Origin of the sequence: Escherichia sp. KTE52 (genome assembly GCF_000408325.1) — a bacterium.
In the GTDB taxonomy this organism is placed as follows: Bacteria; Pseudomonadota; Gammaproteobacteria; order Enterobacterales; family Enterobacteriaceae; genus Escherichia; species Escherichia marmotae.
The window spans coordinates 114,304-131,623 of the sequence record NZ_KE138677.1 but is presented as its reverse complement, the minus strand read 5'-3'; the positions used below and the strand labels follow the sequence as shown (position 1 = coordinate 131,623).

The following is a 17,320-nucleotide window of genomic DNA, read 5'->3' as shown; positions in this document are numbered from 1 at the left end:
ATGTTTGTTGACAGAAACCTTCCTGCCACTCGAATAGTGTCATATCATCATATTAATTGTTCTTTTTTCAGGTGAAGGTTCCCATGCGTCTGGAAGTCTTTTGTGAAGACCGACTCGGTCTGACCCGCGAATTACTCGATCTACTAGTACTAAGAGGCATCGATTTACGCGGTATTGAGATTGACCCAATCGGGCGGATTTACCTTAATTTTGCCGAGCTGGATTTTGACAGTTTCAGCAGCCTGATGGCGGAAATTCGCCGTATAGCAGGTGTTACCGATGTACGCACGGTGTCGTGGATGCCTTCCGAGCGTGAACATCTGGCGCTGAGCGCATTGCTTGAGGCATTGCCTGAACCCGTGCTTTCTGTCGATATGAAAAGTAAAGTGGACATGGCGAATCCGGCGAGTTGTCAGCTATTTGGTCAGAAACTTGAGCGTTTACGCAATCATACCGCTGCGCAATTGATTAACGGATTTAATTTTTTACGTTGGCTGGAGAGTGACCCGCAGGATTCGCATAACGAACATGTGGTGATCAACGGGCAGAATTTCTTGATGGAGATAACGCCGGTCTATCTTCAGGATGAAAATGACCAGCACGTTTTGACTGGTGCGGTGGTGATGCTGCGTTCGACGATTCGTATGGGGCGTCAGTTGCAAAATGTGGCTGCGCAGGACGTCAGCGCCTTTAGCCAGATTGTCGCCGTTAGCTCGAAAATGAAACACGTTGTCGAGCAGGCGCAAAAACTGGCGATGTTAAGCGCGCCGCTACTGATCACGGGTGACACGGGTACAGGTAAAGATCTCTTTGCTTATGCCTGTCATCAAGCCAGCCCTCGTGCCGGTAAACCTTATCTGGCGCTGAACTGTGCATCTATTCCGGAAGATGCCGTTGAGAGCGAACTGTTTGGGCATGCCCCGGAAGGGAAGAAAGGGTTCTTTGAGCAAGCGAACGGCGGTTCGGTGCTGCTGGATGAGATTGGTGAGATGTCGCCACGGATGCAGGCTAAACTGCTGCGTTTCCTCAATGATGGCACCTTCCGTCGGGTTGGCGAGGATCATGAAGTGCATGTTGATGTGCGGGTGATTTGCGCGACGCAGAAGAATTTGGTTGAGCTGGTGCAAAAAGGCGTATTTCGGGAAGATCTCTATTATCGCCTGAACGTGTTGACGCTGAATCTGCCGCCGTTGCGTGACTGCCCGCAGGATATCATGCCGTTAACCGAATTGTTCGTCGCGCGCTTTGCCGACGAGCAGGGAGTGCCGCGTCCGAAATTGGCTGCCGATCTGAATACCGTGCTGACACGTTATGGTTGGCCGGGTAACGTGAGGCAATTGAAAAATGCGATTTACCGTGCACTAACGCAACTGGATGGCTACGAACTGCGCCCACAAGATATTTTGCTGCCAGATTATGACGCTGCTACCGTCCCTGTGGGGGAAGATGCGATGGAAGGTTCGCTGGATGAGATCACCAGCCGATTTGAACGATCGGTATTAACCCAGCTTTATCGCAATTACCCCAGCACGCGCAAACTGGCAAAACGTCTGGGTGTTTCCCATACCGCGATTGCCAACAAATTGCGTGAATACGGCCTGAGTCAGAAGAAGAGCGAAGAGTAAACACGTAAAATGCCTGATGGCGCAATACCATCAGGCATAATAACTTACGCTTTCAGTACAGCCAGAGCTGCGTCGTAATCCGGCTCGGTGGTGATTTCATTCACCAGTTGGCTGAAAATCACATTGTCATTTTCATCAATTACGACAACTGCGCGCGCTGCCAGACCTTTCAAGGGGCCTTCAGCGATCTCAACACCGTAAGCTTTCAGGAATTCGCTATTACGGAAAGTGGAAAGGGTGATTACATTGTTCAGACCTTCCGCACCGCAGAAACGAGACTGGGCGAATGGCAGATCGGCAGAAATACACAGTACAACGGTGTTATCGATTTCTGTCGCCAGTTGGTTAAACTTACGTACTGATGCGGCGCAAACACCGGTATCAATACTCGGGAAAATGTTCAGCACTTTGCGTTTACCCGCAAACTGACCGAGGGTGACGTCAGACAGATCTTTTGCCACGAGAGTAAAAGTCTGCGCTTTGCTACCCACTTGCGGGATGGAATTGGCGACTGTAACCGGGTTGCCCTGGAAATGAACGATTTGTGACATGATTATCTTTCCTGTTTACATATAGTTAACGTCACATCTAGTTTATGCTAACTGTCAATAACACAGCAAACGCTATTTGCGCTTAATCCGCAAACCACCGCGGCAACAAGGAGTAAAGATGAGAACCGTAAAGGTATTTGAGGAAGCCTGGCCGTTACATTCCCCGTTTGTGATTGCGCGAGGTAGCCGTAGTGAAGCGCGTGTGGTGGTGGTTGAACTGGAAGAGGATGGTGTTAAAGGCGTAGGGGAATGTACTCCCTATCCGCGCTACGGTGAAAGCGATGCTTCGGTAATGGCGCAAATTATGAGTGTTGTGCCGCAACTGGAAAAAGGACTGACACGAGAAGAGTTGCAAAAAATTTTGCCCGCTGGTGCGGCACGCAATGCGCTGGATTGTGCGTTGTGGGATCTCTGTGCGCGTAAACAGCAGCAGACGTTAGCTGAATTTATCGGCATAACGCTTCCCGACACTATTACCACGGCGCAGACAGTGGTTATTGGTACGCCGGATCAGATGGCCAGCAGTGCATCAGCACTCTGGCAGGCGGGGGCGAAATTGCTGAAAGTGAAGCTGGATAACCATCTTATTAGCGAGCGGATGGTGGCGATCCGCGCAGCGGTTCCGGATGCGACGTTGATTGTTGATGCTAATGAATCCTGGCGCGCGGAAGGGTTGGCGGCGCGATGTCAGTTGTTGGCTGATTTAGGCGTCGCTATGCTGGAACAGCCGCTCCCGGCACAGGACGATGCGGCGCTGGAGAATTTTATTCATCCGTTACCCATTTGTGCTGATGAAAGCTGCCATACCCGCAGTAACCTGAAGGCGCTGCAAGGGCGCTATGAGATGGTTAACATCAAACTCGATAAAACCGGCGGGCTAACAGAAGCGCTGGCGTTGGCGACCGAAGCGCGTGCACAAGGTTTTAGCCTGATGTTGGGCTGCATGCTATGTACTTCACGCGCCATTAGCGCCGTTTTACCGCTGGTGCCGCAGGTCAGTTTTGCTGATCTTGATGGCCCGACCTGGTTGGCGGTGGATGTGGAGCCGCCGCTACAGTTTACGACCGGCGAATTGCATCTTTAGGATGCCAACGCAGTAAATTCGCCATTGCAAAGAGATACTTTTCGCTGGCTTCATCTGAGGAGACAGGCGGAAATTCGGCGGTAATACAGTGCAAGTTCAGATCAGCACACCAACTGCCGAAGGAGCCGGGCGTTTCATAGCCGACGCTGGTCACCAGCGGTAATTCAAACGCCTGAGCCAGCCATTCACCTAATTCACTGTGCCTGGGATCTTCAATACAAGCCAGCGGATCGTGAAAAGAGACTATCCAGGCGGGTTGGATACGATGAATGAGCTGGCACAACGCCTGGGTTTCAGGTTCTGAGCCTGGTTTATCTCCGGTCAGCAAGACCACATCGCGCTTTTCGGCGGCGCTGTTCCAGCGGTACACCGTTTCACCTTCTTTCCAGTTCGCTGCAGGAAAGTTTCTGTTCAAATCCACACCATTAGCATTGGCTCGTAAACCAAGCTGGCAACCGTCAGGATTCACACAGAGCACGACATGATGGCGGCGCAGAGAAGGGGTTAATGTGCGTAATGCGCAGGAGAGGGTGACGACGGAAGAATTTTCGTCGCCGTGGGTGCCAGCCAGAATCAACCCACTTTCGCTGCTGGCTGCAGACGCCGGAAACCAGATCAATGGCGCACCTAATAATGAACGTCCGTAATGTTCGGTTCCTGGCGGAAAAGCGCCCCGTTCGGCGCGCGGGCGGGTCACGGTCATAATCGTCTCGAATATAAGAAGTATTACAGGCAGTGTTGTGCAAATTTTGCGGATTATCAAATCCTTTTCGACAACGATATGTTATCGATCCTTTATCACTTTTTTACCGGAAGTTATTTGCATTTCTTCAAGGAGAAACAAATAATTACGCATCAATCTTAACATCGTTTTGAGGGTATCTTATGAAGCACTCTGTTTCAGTCACTTGTTGTGCGCTGTTAGTCAGCAGCATTTCCCTGTCGTATGCTGCAGATGTTCCGGGCGGCACAGTACTGGCAGAGAAACAGGAGTTGGTGCGCCACATTAAAGATGAGCCTGCATCATTAGATCCCGCGAAAGCCGTGGGTTTGCCAGAGATTCAGGTCATTCGCGATTTGTTTGAAGGGTTGGTGAATCAGAACGAGAAAGGCGAGATTGTGCCTGGCGTTGCTACCCAGTGGAAAAGTAATGACAACCGCATCTGGACTTTTACCCTGCGCGATAACGCCAAATGGGCCGATGGTACACCGGTAACGGCACAGGATTTTGTCTATAGCTGGCAGCGTCTGGTGGATCCGAAAACGTTGTCTCCGTTTGCCTGGTTTGCCGCACTGGCTGGAATCAACAACGCCCAGGCAATTATTGATGGTAAGGCTACGCCAGCTCAACTTGGCGTCACCGCTGTTGATGCCCATACTCTGAAAATTCAGCTTGATAAACCGTTGCCCTGGTTTGTGAATTTAACCGCTAACTTTGCTTTTTTCCCGGTGCAAAAAGCCAACGTTGAAAGTGGTAAAGAGTGGACGAAGCCCGGGAATCTGATCGGCAATGGTGCTTATGTACTTAAAGAGCGCGTAGTAAATGAAAAGCTGGTCGTGGTGCCGAATACCCATTATTGGGATAACGCTAAAACGGTGCTGCAGAAAGTGACTTTCCTGCCAATTAACCAGGAGTCCGCCGCGACCAAGCGCTATCTTGCAGGTGATATTGATATCACTGAATCCTTCCCAAAAAATATGTATCAGAAACTACTGAAGGATATTCCAGGGCAGGTTTATACGCCGCCGCAGTTGGGGACGTATTATTATGCATTTAACACGCAAAAAGGGCCAACGGCAGATCAACGAGTCCGTCTGGCATTAAGCATGACGATTGATCGTCGTCTGATGGCAGAAAAAGTATTAGGTACAGGTGAAAAGCCGGCATGGCATTTTACGCCAGATGTTACCGCCGGATTTACGCCAGAACCTTCGCCGTTTGAGCAAATGAGTCAGGAAGAACTGAATGCCCAGGCGAAAACATTGTTGAGCGCTGCCGGATATGGTCCACAGAAACCGTTGAAACTTACACTGCTGTATAACACTTCGGAAAATCACCAGAAAATTGCTATTGCCGTCGCGTCGATGTGGAAAAAGAATCTTGGTGTAGATGTCAAATTACAAAATCAGGAATGGAAAACCTATATCGATAGTCGTAACACCGGTAACTTTGATGTTATTCGCGCCTCGTGGGTCGGGGATTATAATGAACCATCGACTTTCTTGACGCTGTTAACATCAACGCACTCAGGGAATATTTCACGTTTTAACAATCCGGCATACGACAAGGTACTGGCTCAGGCATCGACTGAAAATACCGTTAAAGCGCGCAACGCCGATTACAACGCGGCAGAGAAAATCCTGATAGAACAAGCACCGATTGCGCCGATTTATCAATATACTAATGGTCGGTTAATCAAACCGTGGTTGAAAGGTTATCCAATTAATAACCCGGAAGATGTGGCGTATAGTCGGACTATGTATATAGTGAAGCATTAATATGATGTCATCTGGCGCGGTTAAGCGCGCCAGATTTAACAATCCCGATAAAATCCCTTCTTTTTTTAAATCCTCCCTATAAAAAATCATTCCAACGATGGAATTTTGAAATTTTCTGGCAATATCGAACATAAATAATAATCAAATGTTTTATTTGTCAGGTGTATTACATACGCTGAATATAAGCTGTGCTTTACTTTTCTTTACAACGTTAAGTGAATTGCATTCCTGGTGAAATATCTTCATTAGAAAACAGACATACAGCTAAAAAATGGGGTGGTAAAATGAAAAAACTTTCAGCTATTCCGTTAGTTATCTCGTTATTATTCATTAATTATTCCTCTTTAACGCTGGCCGCAGAATCACTGCCCGATGCCTCATCGCTGGGACTGGAAAACTTAACGAATGATCTCTCCCGGCAAGAATTGTTTGTGAAAATTCTGGAATCGGATCCTTCGCGTGATAAAGAGTTTGATTCCTTTGCTGTAAAAAAATATTTTAAATTTCCGGCTGATGTTGCTTACGATTCAGTATTGAATCAACCACGACCCAGTTCTTTATTTGGTGTGGATATCAGCCATCATAACGGAGGAACTTCCCGATCGAACTGTTGGCAAAAAATAAGTCTGTGTTCTTGTATATGAAGTCCAGTCAAGGAACACGTTATGTTGATCCTGAATTCGCCGGCTTTTGGCAGCGGGCCGGCGATACTGAACGAGGGATAAAACTTCACCGTGGAGCCTACCACTTTCTTTCCAGCGGTACACCGGCAGACGACGCAGAATTGTGGGGACGCAAGCAGGCAATGACGTTTGTCAAAGTTATCAAAGCTAACGGTGGGCTAAGGGCGACAGACATGCCACCGGCAGTGGATGTTGAGTGGGATGTGGATTCATTAACGGGTAAGGACCGCTGGCAGAAGCGCAAACCTGCGGAAATTATAACAATGATCAAGGCTTTTACCGCGCAGGTAGAAGCCGATTTAGGGCGTAAACCGGTTATCTACACTGCACGTGCGTGGTGGAAAGATGCCGTTGGTGGGGAAAATAGTTTCGCCCAGGTCGCAGAACATAAACTGTGGCTGGCTGATTACTCTAATCAGGCACAGGCCAGTGAAACCCCGCGTTCAATTAACCAGACAAAATGGGCAATCTGGCAGTTTACCGATGCTGCACAGCTTAATTTGGGATCGAGTAAGAAATTCGATGCCAGTATTTATAAAGGACCGACTGCTGAGTTTTATTCCACTCTTGGTGTTCAGGAGTTTTAAATTATGAACAAACGATGGCTAATTTTATGTAAATCGGCCCTTGGGCTGTTCATTGCAGGAATATCACTGGGAATGACTGACGTCCTGGCAGATGATATTTGCAAAAATGGCGCAATGGTCCCTGATGAATATTGTCATTTTTTTATCCATTATGGCTCTGAGAACCCTGGGAGACTGGATATCCGAATCAGTGACGCATTAAAAATACCTGATCAGGATGCAGCAAAAACTCGCTCCATCGGGTTGATTATTGCAATTTCAAAATATCCACTTTTGCATGAGGATATTCCTGCCGCAGCGGTAGATGGCCAAAGAATGGCTGATTTTCTTATCAACGGACAGAAGTTTGATGAGGTTATTTTATTAAAAGATCAGGATGCATCGCTGGATAATATTAATTATTTTTTGAAAGAATATCTACCTGCCAGAGGGACGATGTTTGATAAGAAAGCCCGTTTGTTAATTGCTTATTCAGGACATGGGCGTTTTGGTACTCAAAATGGTAATTCTGATAAAGCACCGGCATTTGTTTTGAGTAATGCTACAGATATCGATGGTTCAAAAGGGATGTATGAAATGCCAGCGCTGAATGCACAGCTTAATATTCTGGCAAAGCGTTATTTCCATGTTCTGACTTTAGTCAATGCTTGCTTTGGTTCTGGCTTGTATGGCATGACCATCGGAGCGGGTAACTCTAACTCGTACAGTAATCCGGGTGCGTATGCAATAGCTGCCGGTGACGATAAAACAGAGGTTTACTCGCTGGATGCAAAGCGCGGAAGTGTCTTTTTTGATACAATTATCAAAGGGGTAACGAATGGTGTTGCCGACGAACGTTTTGGTAAGTCATATATGGTAAAGGTAGATGGTAAGAAAGAATACTATGCCGGAATAACCAGAACGTTGAGTTTATTTATCTATGTTAACGATCAATATTCAGATATTAATGAAAAGCTGGATGAACAAGGGAAGGGATTACATTTAAGTGATGCCTGGATTGGTGCAACAGAAATACCCGCAGGCCCTGGGGGATTCTTCTTCATCAATGAGCCTGCGGCAAGTCGTCTGGATAATAAGACTCAACTGGCTGCGGGAAAAGCAGGAGAGTTTACTAATATCGATGTGGCATCATTCTCTATTGATAAGCCAGATTCTTCCCCCGCAGATAATCAAGAAAAAGATAATAAATCAATTGAGATTCCTTATGGTCCCGTAAGTGCAATTCCCAATCGTCCTGATATTCGTATTTTTAAAACGCCGGAGATTTATCCGATCCATGGACATGATATTTCATCTAATGATGGTGAGATCGACTGGAAATTGTTTCAGGAAAAATCGTCTGCGCGTTTTGTATATACGAGAGTAGTTGGCTGGAGAGGTCCTGATTCATCATTTAAGTCTCACTGGAAACAATTAGCTGATTCAAAATTTGACCGTGGAGGTTATTTCAAATTTGATTTTTGTCGCACTCCTGAAGCACAACTGGAAACGGCAAAAAGCCTCCTGCCTGCTGATCCAAATATGTTACCGCCCGGTATTTTATTGGTAAATCCTGAAGGTGAAGATACAACTCAACTAGCCTGTTTTAAAAAATCGGGAATGGCGAAAGCACGTAATGATATTTTGCACTTTGCTGGTCTGGTCTATCAAAATTATCATAAGACCCCCATATTTTATGGCAATCATAATAATCTGTCCCACTTCATGGATAGTCGATTTGAGCAGTATATGGTGTGGATGGGGTATTGGGGACAAGCTGGCGTGAAGCTTGAGGGGCGCAATCCCTGGACGCTTTGGCAATATTCAGGGAATGAAACTGTACCGGGGATCGGCCACAGCACTGAGTCGGAAGTTTTCTTTGGTACTGAAGAACAGTATGTTCAGTTTAAAGCGGGTGAGAATAATGTAGCACTGGCTGCTGTTAATTGAAAAAATAAATAAGACTGGATGGCAAATATGTATATCGCCATCCAGTTTCTGCGGGTTGTTACTTCATCTGATCCGGCGGTGTAATATTATCCATATACAACGTCTGGCTTGGGAAGGCAAAATCTGCGCCATGCGACTGTACAATATCGATAATCTTCAAATAAACATCCTGTTGGACTGCCAGCCATTCGGCCCATACCGTGGTTTTGGTAAAGCAATAAACCATGATATTTAATGACGAGTCAGCAAACTGGTTGAAATAGACCAGTAAGGTTTGTCGCTGATCGATGTCGGGGTGATTTTTCAGCATTTCGCGTACTGCTTCGACAACGGCACCCACTTTTGCCGCGTCTTCATAACGTAAACCGATGGTCGTAGTAATACGACGGTTGGTCATGCGTCCCGGGTTTTCTACGCTGATAGACGAAAACAGCGAGTTTGGCACGTACAGAGGACGGTGATCAAAGGTGTTTATTTTAGTGATACGCCAGCCAATTTCTGCCACCGTACCTTCGATATTTCTGTCCGGTGAACGGATCCAATCGCCAATGCTAAAGGGGCGATCGAAATAGAGCATAATCCCGGAAAAGAAGTTACTCAAAATATCTTTACCGGCCATACCGACAGCAAGACCACCAATACCACCGAAGGTCAGCAACCCGGAAAGGCTCATACCAAAATGTTCACCGTAAAGCAGAACAATCACCACAATTATGCAGATTTTGATGATACGTGACATAATCCGCGCACTGGTGATATCACGGCCTTTTTTTATCTGTTGTTTTTCAAACTGGTTAATCAGAAGGAATAACTTAACCGTCAGAATAAGCGCAATCAGTGACGTACAAATAAAATCGACGGCGTCTGGTGTGATAAATTTGAGTTTGTAATTTTCAATGACATAATTAATGATGCTGCCAACAGCACTAATAATTATGGTGTAGATCAAAAATTGAACCGCATGGAATAAGAATCCTTTCTTGTTACGATTCCCACGACGAAACAAAAAGCTCATCAGAATCAATGCTGCGCAGCTACCGAAAATAATGACCAGATTAAGCGCATTATTTGTAAACAGTTCAGCGATCATTGTTTTATCAGGCTCCTCCAGATTGGTTGAAGTCATGCCGGAAACCCCTGGCGGGGCTATTTTACCGCGATAAATGATTCATATCATCAATAGTAAGGGAAGGAAGTAGCAACATCAGCGAATTGATCAATAGATTGATGATATAAACGTCAACAATCTGACGCCTTCAGAGCAGACAACGACAAAATGTCATGGTATTGTTACGCGTAAGTAACAGAGAGTTTGTTTGCACAAGGATTACATTATGATCATGATGAAATTAAAGTCAGCGAGGGGAAGAAAGTTTCTCTTAGGCTTGTTGGCGGTTTTTATTATTGCGGCGTCGGTGGTGACTCGCGCAACCATTGGTGGTGTTATTGAACAATATAATATTCCGCTGTCTGACTGGACGACATCAATGTATGTGATTCAATCTTCGATGATTTTCGTGTACAGCCTGGTTTTTACCGTGTTGCTGGCAATCCCGCTGGGAATTTATTTCCTCGGCGGCGATGAGAAATAAGCAAGAAGAAAAGGCCCGAAGTATCGGGCCTCGTGAGTAATTAAAGAACGATTAATCGTCGTCGTCTTCTTCTTCGTCATCCAGTTCAACTGGCGTCTGGTATTGATCGGGTTTGATTACCAGCAGGTCGCAACGGAGATGATCAATCACCTGTTCCGCCGTATTGCCAAGGAATGCCGCAGAAATTCCGGTTCGTCCTACGGTGCCAAGAACGACAATTCCTGCCTGCAAATGTTCCGCCAGATCAGGAATCACTTCTTCCGGCAGACCTTTTTCGACGTGCGTCATGTTTTCATTAATACCGAATTTCTGCCGCAGGGCTTTCATCGCCAGCAAATGTTGTCCGCGGATAGCGTCGTTATAAACGCTTGGATCAAATTCCGGCAGCTCAATAGCAATATTAATAGGAGTAACGGGATACGCGCCAACCAGATGGACTTCGGTGTGATTCACCTGTGCAGCCAGTTCAATCGTCTCTTTCACCAGTTTTTCATTGAGCGCATTATGATACGGCTCTTCGCTGGCGAGATTTACTGCCACCAACGCCTTACCGCCTTCCGGCCACGGTTGATCTTTCACCATCCACACCGGACTTGGGCATTTACGCAACAGATGCCAGTCGGTAGGGGTAAAGATAACCGCTTCCAGACGATCATGTTGGTGTGCCATTTTCAGGACTAAATCGTGCCCACCGCTGACCACTTCCTGAATGATGGCTTCGAAAGGACGGTTATGCCAGACCACTTTGATTTCAATGGGGACGCCAGCGTTAAGATAATATTTCGCCTGCTCGTGTATCCACGCAGTTCGCTGACTGATAACACCCTGACGCATGGCGGTGCGCTCGTCCGGGGAGAGCAGGGTAGTCATTTCGTATGAGAAATCATAAATCGGCAAAAAAGCTTTAATTTTGCCACCAATCCGTTGATGTAAATAAACAGCTCGCCGTAATGCTGGTTGATCGTCCTGGTTAGGATCGATAACAACGAGCATGTTCTGATACATAGCCATACAGGGTCTCCTTACAACAACTGTCAATGCAGTTTGTAATTAAAAGATTAACCCATATCTGGTGAATGAAACAGTGATGAACCTTCTGCCAGATCAATAAATCAGAAAAATTTAATGATATGACAGAAGGATAGTCGATTATGCGGAAAAATCAGGCGACGTTGCGCGTATGACCAGCAAGCAGGGCCAGCGCATCGTTATTTTCGATGGTGATGTATTTACCTTTGACTGCCAGCATGCCGCTTTTTTGGAAGCGTCCCAGCAGACGGCTGATGGTTTCTACCGTCAGGCCCAGGTAGTTGCCGATATCGCCACGAGTCATCGTCAGGCGGAATTCACGAGGGGAGAAGCCGCGTTGGGCAAAACGACGGGACAGGTTGTAGATAAAAGCAGCCAGACGTTCTTCTGCATTTTTCTTCGACAGCAGCAGAATCATGTCCTGATCGCCTTTAATTTCACCGCTCATCAGACGCATCATCTGCTGACGCAGATTCGGCATTTTACCAGACAGATCGTCCAGTGTTTCGAACGGGATTTCACATACCATTGACGTTTCCAGCGCCTGGGCGAAGCTAGGGTGATGACCGCTGCCAATAGCGTCAAAACCTACCAGATCGCCTGCTAAATGGAAGCCAGTGATTTGCTCGTCGCCTTGCTCTGTGATGGTATAACTTTTAATCGTACCGGAGCGGATGGCATAAAGCGATTTAAGTTCATCACCAGCCTTAAACAGCGTCTGGCCTTTCTGAATAGGCTTCTTTCGCTCAATGATATTATCAAGCTGATCAAGCTCATGTTCGTTTAGTGTGAACGGGATGCAAAGCTGACTGATGCTGCAATCCTGGCAATGGATAGCACAACCGCCAGACTGAATGCGCCGTATAATTCGCTTTTCCGGGATCATAGGTCTGCTCAAGCCGTAATTGATATTTGTCAATTTTAACATCTTTTTAGGGAGCAAGTAAGTCTAAGCAAACCTTAACAGCGGAGAATTCCGATAATAGATGTAAATATATATCTATCTACTTGAAAATTCTTAAATTATTAAGGATGGCTTTACATAAAACTGTGAGCAAACCGGCACAAATTGTTTAAGGTCTACAGCAGCAGATAGCCTTCATGGCGCAATAACCACTCTTTTCGCTGCACTCCGCCTGCATATCCGGTCATCGTGCCGTTTCGTCCAATAACCCGGTGGCAAGGTACGACAATACTGATCGGATTTGAACCGTTCGCCGCGCCAACGGCGCGCGCTGCGCCCGGACGACCCAGATGTTCTGCCAGTTGACCGTAATGCATTACCTGGCCACAAGGAATAGTGCGCAATGTTTTCCACACTTCCCGCTGAAATGGAGTACCACCAGTAGCGGTAGGAAGGGTATCAATAATGCTAAGATTACCGGCAAAATAGTCGCGAAGTTTGTCGCTAAGACCGCCGGGATTGGTTGCGGAAATTCGCTCATAACCTTCTTTGCGATAATGGATGTCCAGCAATTGCACCATGCGATCACTGTACTCTTCCCATTCAACCGCCCGCAGACGGAATTGTTCATCGCAAATCACCCATAGTGGACCCAATGGGGTGGCAATTTTTTCTTCAAGTAATCTCAGCATCCGTTCTCTCTCAAGACAAACGTGGGTAAAACCCGGACTAATCAGTAGACCGACAAGATACCATGCCAGCAATATCAGCAGCCATACCACCAAGAATATAAGAGGAGACAGTAAGGCTAACAAATTGTAGGTATCCAGTTTGGCGACTGGCTTATATCGTTGCAGGAGTCAGAGAAACAGAGATATTAGTGCTGATGGTTATATAGAGGTGCAAACAATGCAAAAAAGGGGGCAGGCAGCCACTGCTGATCGCGTTTTTAGTCTGCGAATGTGATTATCTTCTGCGCACGCATAAAAAAATAGAGCCTGTCGACATCCGCCAGACTCTACAGTACACACAGCAGTGCATCCGCGTCTTTATTCCGGCCTGGGTTCCTGTCTGCCGGTGACAGTGTTATAACGGTTTTACCACTCTGTTGCCAATTTTCTTCAGTGACCGGTTTCACGAAAATATAAGTTAAATCAGCCGCTATACAACTGAGTCATCATGCATTAATGCTTCGCCGTAATATATGTTGTTCCTAATCTGCATACGGGAAATTGCGCCAGACCGTTGTCGGCCTGATGGGGCACAGTTATTATATCGCGCTCTGTATTGCGTGAGGATGCTACATGAACCCTGACGACAAATCGCTGTTTCTTGACGCCATGGAAGATGTCCAGCCACTGAAATGCGCTACTGATGTCTACTGGCATCCAACGCGTAACCAACGTGCGCCGCAGCGTATAGATACGCTGCAACTTGATAATTTTCTCACCACCGGATTTCTTGACATTATTCCACTAAACCAGCCGCTGGAATTTCGTCGGGAAGGGTTGCAACATGGGGTGATTGATAAGCTACGCAGCGGCAAATATCCGCAGCAGGCCAGCCTGAATTTACTGCGCCAGCCGGTGGAGGAGTGCCGTAAAATGGTATTCAGTTTTATTCATCAGGCGCTGGCGGACGGCTTGCGAAATGTGCTTATTATTCATGGCAAAGGGCGGGAAGATAAATCACACGCGAATATTATTCGTAGCTATGTGGCGCGTTGGCTGACGGAGTTCGAAGACGTACAGGCCTATTGCACCGCACTACCGCATCATGGCGGTAGTGGGGCATGTTACGTCGCGCTGCGTAAAACGGTGCAGGCGAAGCTGGAAAACTGGGAACGCCACGCTAAACGTAGTCGATAATTAAATGACGCTTCCGCGTTTTTGAATATATCAGGCGGCTAACACGCGGTTGCGTCCGTCATTTTTTGCCCGATACAAGGCATCATCAACACGCTTAAACAGTTCATCGATGTTTTCATTTCCTTCGTGATGCGCCACGCCAATACTGACTGTGAAGCGCGGTAAGCCCGAAATACTCACTTTTGCCACGCTCAAGCGGATAGTTTCAGCCAACGAAAGTGCAGTATCCAACGGGGTTCTCGGCAACAATAAGACGAACTCTTCCCCCCCCCAACGAAACACCAAATCGCCTTTGCGGGCGCAACTTTCAAGAGTATGGGCAAGCGAGCATAACACTTCATCTCCTTTCTGATGACCGTATAAGTCATTGATATGCTTAAAACGATCGGTGTCGATGAGCAACAAACTATAATCCTGAGCTATTGCCAGGTGCTGCATCTGTCCGGGGTCAGTTATGTGATAAAACTGCCGACGGTTGAGTAATCCCGTTAGTGCATCATGGTGGGCTGCATGTTCCAGTTGTTCCTCCAGCCGTTTTTGCTCTGTAATATCATGTACGATGCATAACATTAACCTGTCGCCGTAAATCTCAATTGGCCCGGCATAAGTTTGCACATGCCGAATGGAGCCATCTGCCAGTTTATGGACAAAATTGAGAGGCTTATGGCCGCCGGGCAACCGTGAAATTTCATGCATGACTGGCATGATGCGACGCCCAAGCATATTTATTTCCCAGGTGTGCTTCTGACACATTGTTTCATGGTTGTAGCCGTAGAAATTGAGCGCGGCCAGATTAGCATCGACGATTTGGCCATCACGTGAGGGATCAATTAACAGCATCGGTGCAGAGTTGGTCAGAAAAAAACGAGCATAAAACCCTTGTTTTTTACGCTGATAATTCGCTGAACGACTGGCTTTTAACCCCAGTGTTGCTGGAGTTTCCATTCCTTCGAAGATAATTACTTTTCCCGTCTCACTCATCTCTTTGAGGGTCAATCGGCAGCTTAATGCCGCCTCTTCACCATTACGCTGGACAGTGAGAATTTCTACAATATCGAGCTGGTTATGCAAGTCTGTGAGGTATTTAGGAAGCTCGTTTTGCGAGGAGATGGAATAGAGGCCGGTACGTAGCTGACTAAAGGTGAGTTCTTGCATCAAAAGTCGCGCTGCACTATTGGCATAAATTAATTGTTCTTCAAAGGGTGAAACGATCCAGACAGGACTGGTTAATAAGTCCAGAGTATTGAAGTTGTGCGTAGTCATTGAAATCCCGTTATTTTTATCAATCTTTTGTTACTACCTGATCGCAAAAATGCCACGACAAATGATCAGATAATTCTGATAATGATAGACGCTATTTAACGCTTTACACGTTTTCAAATCAGGAAAAGTATTTTGCTTTCTGTATTTAATTTTGACAGGATTTTATTAATCATTTCAGGGTAATGGGGTGATGAGATGTTGCGTAAGATGACCAGAAGACTAGACTACAAAATAATGCGTTGACAATGGAGGCACTGTGGAAGTGATTAAGGGAGCGGACGTAAATGTCCCGGATGCAGTATTTGCCTGGATGTTGGATGGTAAAGGCGGAGTTAAACCGCTGGAAAATACAGATGATATAGATGAAGCGCATCCTTGCTGGCTCCACCTCAATTATGTGCACCATGACAGTGCCCAATGGCTGGCGACAACACCCTTGTTGCCAAATAACGTACGCGATGCGCTGGCGGGGGAAAGCACGCGGCCCAGGGTCAGCCGTCTTGGGGAAGGGACGTTGATTACTTTACGCTGCATTAATGGCAGTACTGATGAACGTCCCGATCAACTGGTCGCCATGCGTGTTTATATGGATGGACGGTTAATTGTCTCGACCCGACAACGTAAAGTGTTGGCGCTGGATGATGTGGTTAGCGATCTGGAAGAGGGAACCGGCCCGACCGATTGCGGTGGCTGGCTGGTGGATGTGTGTGATGCGTTAACCGATCATTCCAGTGAGTTTATAGAACAACTGCACGATAAAATTATCGACCTGGAAGATAATCTGCTCGATCAACAAATACCGCCGCGCGGTTTCCTGGCGTTGCTGCGTAAACAATTAATTGTGATGCGTCGCTATATGGCACCGCAGCGTGATGTTTATGCTCGCCTTGCCAGTGAGCGTCTGCCGTGGATGAATGACGACCAACGCCGCCGAATGCAGGACATTGCCGATCGTCTCGGACGCGGCCTGGATGAGATTGACGCCTGTATTGCCCGAACCGGCGTGATGGCAGATGAAATCGCTCAGGTCATGCAGGAAAATTTAGCGCGTCGTACTTATACGATGTCGTTGATGGCAATGGTCTTTTTACCCAGTACGTTTTTAACTGGGTTATTTGGTGTCAACCTCGGTGGCATTCCTGGCGGGGGATGGCAATTCGGCTTTTCGCTTTTTTGTATTCTGTTAGTTGTTCTTATTGGTGGTGTTGCTTTATGGTTGCATCGTAGTAAATGGTTGTAACAAAAGAAAATTTGTCTACTTCCTGTATATAAAAACGCCGTAAAGTTTGAGCGAAGTCAATAAACTCTCTACCCATTCAGGGCAATATCTCCCTCGCAGGTGAATGCAACGTCAAGCGATGGGCGTTGCGCTCCATATTGTCTTACTTCCTTTTTTGAATTACTGCATAGCACAATTGATTCGTACGACGCCGACTTAGATGAGTCGGCTTTTTTTTGCCTGTTATTTTTCAGCGTCTACCCTTTAAGAGTCCACCCCATGACCGGAGGGAAATATGACGACACTCATTTATTTGCAAATTCCTGTCCCTGAACCCATTCCTGGCGATCCCGTACCAGTGCCAGATCCCATCCCTCGTCCGCAACCCATGCCAGACCCGCCGCCAGATGAAGAACCGATTAAATTGTCGCATCGTGAGCGTAGATCTGCGAGGATACGCGCCTGCTAATTTTGCGTCGATGACCAC

Annotated in this window: 18 protein-coding genes and 1 pseudogene; 11 read left to right on the top strand and 8 right to left on the bottom strand. The window is 46.8% G+C overall.

Translation table 11 applies throughout. The features are described from left to right. Nucleotides 1-83 precede the first annotated feature (83 nt). Nucleotides 84-1,625, top strand: a complete 1,542-nt coding sequence (gene tyrR / locus A1SC_RS16435) for a transcriptional regulator TyrR (RefSeq protein ID WP_001516475.1) — start codon at nt 84-86, stop codon at nt 1,623-1,625. Nucleotides 1,626-1,669: 44 nt separating this feature from the next. On the opposite strand, the gene tpx is transcribed toward tyrR, so the two are convergent. After that, a complete protein-coding gene (gene tpx, locus A1SC_RS16440; RefSeq protein WP_000078458.1) occupies nt 1,670-2,176 on the bottom strand; it encodes a thiol peroxidase in 507 nt (168 codons plus the stop codon). 118 nt (nt 2,177-2,294) lie between these two features. Between tpx and ycjG the strand changes: the two genes are divergently transcribed. Continuing rightward, a complete protein-coding gene (ycjG, locus tag A1SC_RS16445; RefSeq protein WP_001516473.1) occupies nt 2,295-3,260 on the top strand; it encodes an L-Ala-D/L-Glu epimerase in 966 nt (321 codons plus the stop codon). Here the strand turns inward: ycjG and mpaA are convergent. Next, complete coding sequence (gene mpaA, locus A1SC_RS16450) at nt 3,235-3,963, bottom strand: murein tripeptide amidase MpaA (RefSeq protein ID WP_001516472.1); 729 nt, start codon at nt 3,961-3,963, stop codon at nt 3,235-3,237. The two genes, ycjG and mpaA, sit on opposite strands and share 26 nt — an antisense overlap. 182 nt (nt 3,964-4,145) lie before the next feature. On the opposite strand from mpaA, the gene mppA reads away from it, so the two are divergent. The 4 genes from mppA to A1SC_RS16460 all read left to right on the top strand — a co-directional run bounded on the left by mppA (nt 4,146) and on the right by A1SC_RS16460 (nt 8,958). Then, on the top strand, nt 4,146-5,759 hold the full coding sequence (gene mppA / locus A1SC_RS16455) for a murein tripeptide ABC transporter substrate-binding protein MppA (protein ID WP_016262045.1): 1,614 nt from the start codon (nt 4,146-4,148) through the stop codon (nt 5,757-5,759). 284 nt (nt 5,760-6,043) lie between these two features. Further along, entirely contained in the window at nt 6,044-6,403 is a 360-nt protein-coding gene (locus tag A1SC_RS25780) for a hypothetical protein (RefSeq protein ID WP_016262044.1), read from the top strand. Beyond that, the gene (locus A1SC_RS25775) at nt 6,400-7,029 is read left to right on the top strand and encodes a glycoside hydrolase family 25 protein (protein ID WP_016262043.1); all 630 of its coding nucleotides are present in this window, start codon (nt 6,400-6,402) and stop codon (nt 7,027-7,029) included. The genes A1SC_RS25780 and A1SC_RS25775 overlap by 4 nt, the downstream gene beginning before the upstream one ends. Nucleotides 7,030-7,032: 3 nt before the next feature. Then, entirely contained in the window at nt 7,033-8,958 is a 1,926-nt protein-coding gene (locus A1SC_RS16460) for a GH25 family lysozyme (RefSeq protein WP_001516471.1), read from the top strand. Nucleotides 8,959-9,016: 58 nt separating this feature from the next. Here the strand turns inward: A1SC_RS16460 and ynaI are convergent, their stop codons facing one another. Beyond that, the gene (gene ynaI / locus A1SC_RS16465) at nt 9,017-10,048 is read right to left on the bottom strand and encodes a low conductance mechanosensitive channel YnaI (protein ID WP_001516470.1); all 1,032 of its coding nucleotides are present in this window, start codon (nt 10,046-10,048) and stop codon (nt 9,017-9,019) included. 244 nt (nt 10,049-10,292) lie between these two features. Between ynaI and A1SC_RS16470 the strand changes: the two genes are divergently transcribed. After that, nucleotides 10,293-10,550: a DUF2534 family protein gene (locus A1SC_RS16470; RefSeq protein ID WP_000605648.1), complete on the top strand. Its 258-nt coding sequence runs from the start codon at nt 10,293-10,295 to the stop codon at nt 10,548-10,550. A gap of 51 nt (nt 10,551-10,601) precedes the next feature. On the opposite strand, the gene uspE is transcribed toward A1SC_RS16470, so the two are convergent. The 4 genes and pseudogenes from uspE to A1SC_RS26190 form a co-directional block, all read right to left on the bottom strand. Beyond that, on the bottom strand, nt 10,602-11,561 hold the full coding sequence (gene uspE / locus A1SC_RS16475) for a universal stress protein UspE (protein ID WP_001516469.1): 960 nt from the start codon (nt 11,559-11,561) through the stop codon (nt 10,602-10,604). A gap of 151 nt (nt 11,562-11,712) precedes the next feature. Continuing rightward, a complete protein-coding gene (gene fnr / locus A1SC_RS16480) occupies nt 11,713-12,465 on the bottom strand; it encodes a fumarate/nitrate reduction transcriptional regulator Fnr (RefSeq protein ID WP_000611910.1) in 753 nt (250 codons plus the stop codon). Between the two features lie 194 nt (nt 12,466-12,659). Then, on the bottom strand, nt 12,660-13,175 hold the full coding sequence (gene ogt, locus A1SC_RS16485) for a methylated-DNA--[protein]-cysteine S-methyltransferase (protein ID WP_001516468.1): 516 nt from the start codon (nt 13,173-13,175) through the stop codon (nt 12,660-12,662). Between the two features lie 10 nt (nt 13,176-13,185). Then, nucleotides 13,186-13,340: pseudogene (locus A1SC_RS26190) on the bottom strand (p-aminobenzoyl-glutamate transporter); the annotation flags it as partial. 447 nt (nt 13,341-13,787) lie between these two features. On the opposite strand from A1SC_RS26190, the gene smrA reads away from it, so the two are divergent. Beyond that, nucleotides 13,788-14,351, top strand: a complete 564-nt coding sequence (smrA, locus tag A1SC_RS16490; protein WP_001516467.1) for a DNA endonuclease SmrA — start codon at nt 13,788-13,790, stop codon at nt 14,349-14,351. A gap of 30 nt (nt 14,352-14,381) precedes the next feature. On the opposite strand, the gene A1SC_RS16495 is transcribed toward smrA, so the two are convergent. Then, nucleotides 14,382-15,614, bottom strand: a complete 1,233-nt coding sequence (locus tag A1SC_RS16495; RefSeq protein ID WP_000207190.1) for a sensor domain-containing diguanylate cyclase — start codon at nt 15,612-15,614, stop codon at nt 14,382-14,384. Nucleotides 15,615-15,809: 195 nt separating this feature from the next. On the opposite strand from A1SC_RS16495, the gene A1SC_RS25615 reads away from it, so the two are divergent. From A1SC_RS25615 to ynaL, 3 genes are all read left to right on the top strand, one after another. Further along, nucleotides 15,810-15,857 carry a hypothetical protein gene (locus tag A1SC_RS25615; protein WP_214678597.1) on the top strand — a complete coding sequence of 16 codons (48 nt, stop codon included), beginning with the start codon at nt 15,810-15,812 and terminating at the stop codon, nt 15,855-15,857. Between the two features lie 13 nt (nt 15,858-15,870). Further along, nucleotides 15,871-16,854, top strand: coding sequence for a zinc transporter ZntB (gene zntB / locus A1SC_RS16500; protein WP_000452014.1), 984 nt, complete (start codon nt 15,871-15,873; stop codon nt 16,852-16,854). A 274-nt stretch (nt 16,855-17,128) separates the two neighbouring features. Beyond that, on the top strand, nt 17,129-17,302 hold the full coding sequence (gene ynaL / locus A1SC_RS25415; RefSeq protein WP_001296046.1) for a proline-rich small protein YnaL: 174 nt from the start codon (nt 17,129-17,131) through the stop codon (nt 17,300-17,302). The last annotated feature ends 18 nt before the right edge of the window (nt 17,303-17,320 follow it).